General features: G+C 66.2%; 4 protein-coding genes and 1 pseudogene. 2 read left to right on the top strand and 3 right to left on the bottom strand.

Annotated elements, in window-relative coordinates; translation table 11 throughout:
• Nucleotides 1–130 precede the first annotated feature (130 nt).
• Complete coding sequence (locus tag ABZ622_RS41705) at nt 131–439, top strand: hypothetical protein (protein WP_360552512.1); 309 nt, start codon at nt 131–133, stop codon at nt 437–439.
• 115 nt (nt 440–554) lie between these two features.
• Here ABZ622_RS41705 and ABZ622_RS41700 read toward each other — a convergent pair whose 3' ends face one another.
• The 3 genes from ABZ622_RS41700 to ABZ622_RS41690 all read right to left on the bottom strand — a co-directional run bounded on the left by ABZ622_RS41700 (nt 555) and on the right by ABZ622_RS41690 (nt 2,766).
• On the bottom strand, nt 555–1,424 hold the full coding sequence (locus tag ABZ622_RS41700; protein WP_360552514.1) for an IS630 family transposase: 870 nt from the start codon (nt 1,422–1,424) through the stop codon (nt 555–557).
• A gap of 60 nt (nt 1,425–1,484) precedes the next feature.
• Complete coding sequence (locus ABZ622_RS41695) at nt 1,485–1,619, bottom strand: hypothetical protein (protein WP_360552510.1); 135 nt, start codon at nt 1,617–1,619, stop codon at nt 1,485–1,487.
• Between the two features lie 238 nt (nt 1,620–1,857).
• Nucleotides 1,858–2,766 (bottom strand): aminoglycoside phosphotransferase family protein, encoded by a 909-nt coding sequence (locus tag ABZ622_RS41690; RefSeq protein WP_360552508.1) that lies wholly within the window; start codon nt 2,764–2,766, stop codon nt 1,858–1,860.
• A 381-nt stretch (nt 2,767–3,147) separates the two neighbouring features.
• Here ABZ622_RS41690 and ABZ622_RS41685 point away from each other — a divergent pair.
• Nucleotides 3,148–3,694 (top strand): annotated as a pseudogene (locus ABZ622_RS41685) (transposase); the annotation flags it as partial.
• Nucleotides 3,695–4,934: the final 1,240 nt, after the last annotated feature.

Below are 4,934 nucleotides of genomic sequence, written 5' to 3'. Positions count from 1 at the left end.
GAACAACTCCCACAACTCATCCGGCACCAGCCGCTCAACGATCCCCACCATGACAAACAGAATACCGAGTCACCCAAATGAGATGGCCTCTAAGGCCAGCCCGAATGATGCCGGCGGAACTGACGCCTGGATGTCGCTCTGGTCGAGCCAGGGCGTCGGCAATTACCATCTCTCCTACACCAAATTCCACGCCTACGGCGATGTTCTGACCGTCGAGGACAAGATCAAGGACGGCCTTCAGGTCGTGGTCGACGTGCGGGTGTACGACACGAAGCTGAATCTGCGGGACACCGACAAGTTCACCTGCCCCAATGAGTGCAAGTACGACCTCGGGACACCTGACGGCTCCGGCGACATCCCTGAGGGATGGGTCGTGAAGTTCCGGGTGGGCACGGACACGAACTCGTACCGAACCGGCTGGATCAACGGATCCGCGTAGCTGCCCACCGGGAGCGAGTCGGCAACCGACGTGTTTCCTCGACTCGCTCCCGCTCGGTGCCGGTCAGCCCCCGTCGTCCTGAAGGCCCGGTTGCCGAGGCGAAGCTAGTGGCTCGTCACGCAGCCTTTGCCGGGTAATCGGTCCATGCTCGGATCGGTGAGTCGAGCGCGAAGGTTGTCTTCGGCTCGGCGCGGGCATTGCGCCAGCGGACGTAGGAGGCGATGGCCGCGTTCTGCTCGTCGTGGCTGCGATGGTCGGTGCCGTTGAGCGCGAAGTAGCGAAGGGCTGCGAACTCGGTTTCGATCCAGTTCAGCCAGGAACCGTAGGTCGGCAGGAAGACCAACTCGATGTTGTTGTCGACCGCCCAGGCGCGGACGTCTGCGTGCTTGTGCGGGGAGAAGTTGTCCAGCACCACATACAGCTTCTCGCCGGGCCAGCGGGCGCGCAGAGCCTTGAGGAGGCCGAGGAACTCCCGCCAGCGCTTGCGCGGGCGGATGCGGTAGTAGAGCTTGCCGGTGGCCAGATCGAGGGCGGCGAGCATGTGCCTCACGCTGTGTGTGCGGTTGTAGGTGGCCCGTAGCCGGCGCGGACGCCTCACTGGCCCCCACGCCTTGCCTTTGCGGGGCATGAGGTTCAGCGGCCCGAACTCGTCGACGCATATCACCCGTCCGTCTGCCGGCGGGGTGTCGTACAGCGCCAGGATGCGGTGCATCTTGGCGATGAACTCTGGGTCGGTGGACGCCTTCCAGGTAGTGGTGGTCTTCCAGGAGATCTTGCCCTCGCGCAGGATCCGGCGCAGGGTCTCCCGGCTGATGGTCGCGGTCACCTTCTGCTTGATGAGGTGGTCGGCGAGCTTGCTCAGGCTCCAGGTGGAGAACGCGGTGATCTTCCAGTCGGCGGGGGACGTCCGGGCGATCAGACAGATGTGCTCGCGCACCTCGTCACTGATCGTCTTGGGGCGTCCCCCGCTCCATTTTGGGTCCAGCGCGTCGAGCCCCCGCTCGTTGAAGGCGCGGATGACATCGCGGACGTAGTCCTCACCGGCCTACATCAGTACGGTGATGTCCTTGACAGTCTGGCCTTGGGCGGACATCAGCACCACGATCGCCCGGCGGAGTTTCACCGGGTCCTTCGCGGTCCGGCTGATCCGCTGCAGCCGACGGCCCTCCTCCATGCTCACCGGCCGGACGAACACACTCGGCCGACGCCCCACGACCACCCTCCGAGATCAGATCCTGGAGACAGTCTGCTGGCCAACGAGTAGCAGATCGATGTCCTGTCGCTTCTGAACTGGCAGCCGGCAGGTCTCCAACCTGTGTGGTTGCCAGGTGATTTGGGAATCGAACCGGATGTCGTTCTCAAGCGGGCTGGCTTTTGCGGAACTGAGGCTCGTGGTTGATGTTCCGTCCGAGAGCGGTTCACCGCTCGCTGGCAGCTTCCAGGATCGCGTGGAGACGTGACAGGCATTCGCTGACGAAGAGGGGGTAGGCGCCCCAGTAGTACGACACCCCGCTGACTCCGACAGCGATGGCCCATGCCTGGGCACGCAGCCACGTCACGTCGTCGAGGCTCATGGCGTCCCAGTACGTCTGTCGGGCCTGGGGCGGAAGATCCCACAGGGGTGAGTGCTCGGCGTCGGGAAAGCCGACCGAGAGGCATCCGAAGTCGATGACCCCGTGCAGCTTTCCTTGTTGGACCAGAAGGTTGCTGGGTTTGAGGTCTCCGTGGAGCCACACCTGGCGGCCGGACGGCTCGGGCAGGGCGAGCGCACTTTGCCACAGCTGTCGCAGGTGTGGGATGTCCAGGTCGACGCCCTCGATCGTGAGGCAGTTGTCGAAGCACACGCTGATCCAGCGGTCACAGGCGCGCAGGCCACCGCCGCGGTACCAGCTGAGTTCGTCCTGCCGAGTGGCTCCCATCAGGGGGGCGGAATGCAGGCTCTGCACGATCGCCGCAAGGTCGGCCCCGAAGGCGGGCCAGTCGGTGACCGAGCCCGGGCCGGCTTCATCGCCGTCGATCCAGCGGTACACCGACCAGGCGAGCGGGAATGCGGAACTTGGAGTGCCCTCGTGCACTGGCTCCGGGATGCGGCAGGGAAGATGTGGCGCCAGCCGTGGCAGCCATGTCTGCTCCTTCCGTACGGCCTGCGCGTTGTCCGGGGTGCGTGGCAGCCGCATGAGCAGCTTGTCGCCGAGCCGGTACATCGTGTTGTCCGTGCCCGCACCGGCTGGCGAGATGGTGAGGTCGGCCCATTCCGGCCGTTGCTGGCGCAGCAGCGACCGGACCACCACCTCGTCCGCATGGATCTCGTTCTTGTGAAGTGTCACGGTGAGAGCCTTCTGCCCGGGCCTCGCCGCCGCCAGTGATTTTCCCGAGGCGATTGCCCTTCGGAACCCGATCCACTGAGAATCCGCCAGGCCAGGTGAGACCAAGTGGGACTCTGCCACCTTCAGTGCGACAGGACAGTCGATTACCCGGCCAAGGCTGCGTGACGAGCCACTAGCCTCAATACCAGAAACTCAGTGCTTTGGTGTGTGTTTGATCCGTTTGGGCTTGGTTGTGCCGACGAGGGTGATGGCCGCGATGGGTGGGCGGTCTGCAGTCCGGCGGGCGGCACGTTTGAGGGGCCGGCCGGCGACTTTGCGTTTGATGACGCGGGGGTTGGACCGGCGATGTCTCGGTGGCAGGAGGCGTTCGAGGAGTTCAGCGTGGGTGGGACCGTGATCCGCCTGCAGGTCGAGTGCCTGCCCAGCGACGCGACACCGAAGCCGGTGTGGCTGCGGTGGTCGGGCACCGACGCCACCACAGCCGACATCAACCGTCTGTGGCAGGCGTTCCTGCGGCGTTTCGACATCGAGCACACCTTCCGCCTGTTCAAGCAGACTCCGGGCTGGACCTGCCCGAAGATTCGCACACTCGAAGCCGCCGACCGCTGGACCTGGCCGATCGTCTCCGTCTTCACCCAGCTCCGGCTCGCCCGCCCGCTGGCGGCAGACCTCCGACGGCCTTGGGAGAAGCCGGTCCCGCCCGACAGACTCACCCCCGCACGAGTCCGTCGCGACTTTCGGCGCCTCCGGCCGAAGGCCGCCCGGCCAGCCAGAGCACCGAAATCCTCTCGGCCCGGCCCGGTACGGCCACCCGGTCGCAGGAACAACCAGCCCACCGCACGCTATGACGTGCACACCGTCCGCAAACCCGGCCCCACAAAGCGACACGAAGAAGACAACGACTCCACGTCCCCGCCGCACAGGTTGAAGATCAAGCTGGTGCTGGGAGGCCGTCCCCGCCCGATCAGCGATGACGAGCGCGAGTTCTTCGTCACGACGGCGAGGACCCGCCCTGCCGAGCTGGCGCCCCTTCGCGCACTGGAGCGTGCGCAAGCTCGCCGACCACCTGGCAGACAACCCAATCCGGACGGTGAACGTCGGCCGGGAACGGCTGCGGCAGATCCTGCGAGCACGGGCTCTCCTTCCGGCGGACCCGCACCTGGAAGGAGTCCAAAGCTCCCGACAAGGACGCCAAACTCGACCGCGTCGAGTACGTGACCAGCCGGTTCCCCAACCGGTGTTTCGCTTTCGACCGGTTCGGGCCGCTGCCGATCCGGCCCTGCCATGGCTCCGGCTCGGCGGAGAGGAGAGGGCGGATGCGGTGGGTGCCCAGCACCTCGTCCAGAACGGCGGGAACCTCGGCGTGCGCCGGTAGACGCGGCGAGGGAGGAACAGCATGCAGGGAGCCCTCACAACGAGGCGGGCACTGTGTTTGCCGCGCTGGCGGTGGGGTGTCGGCTTGCCGCTGTGGTGCAGGGCATCACGCAGGGCTGCCGGATCGCGTCGTCGATACCATGAACGAACTGTGTGCGGGCGGCAGGGGCAGCCCCGCCTCCCGTTCGAGCCGGCCACACCCATCCGGTCCGGGGCCGGTTGCTGACCTGGAGCGGCTGAATGTTCAGCCGTTCCACCTGGTGGGCGACACGATCGTCGAGGCGGCCCGCCGGACTGTGCTCGGTATGCCGTCGGAGGCGGCCCCTACGTCGTCCCGGAGCGGTGACCTGGATTGGGCAGCGGTGCTGTTGGCCGGCCAGAACCGGTTCTGGGTGCGGGCAGCCGACAAGCTGGCCTCGCCACAGGTTGCCTTCGTCGACGCGGCTCAGGTCCTGGGACGCGCCCCATGGGCCGTGTGGCCCCCCGAGCAACCGGAAGCGGTAGGCCGGGTGCCGTTGCTGTGGCTGGCTACGCCCACGGATGCGTGAAGTTTTCCCGGAGACGTATCCACGCCGATCACCGATCACAGATCGCGGTCGGCAATCCGTGCGGTCGCCATGCGCGGTGACCGGTATGGGCACGGCTTCTGGGCTTGCCCTGTATCTTCCGGCGCCGGATGACGAGGTTGCGCTGAACGCGGGGGGGGGGTGCCTCTATGTCCTTCGTCAAGGCTGCGCCATCGGATTTGTAGCTGTTTGCCTTGGTCATGCGGCGAGGGTGACTGTGCGGGTTCG

Origin of the sequence: Streptomyces sp. NPDC007164 (assembly GCF_040634135.1) — a bacterium.
Lineage (GTDB): Bacteria > Actinomycetota > Actinomycetes > Streptomycetales > Streptomycetaceae > Streptomyces > Streptomyces sanglieri.
Note: the sequence above shows the minus strand (reverse complement) of the source record. Positions and strands in the feature narration are given on the sequence as shown.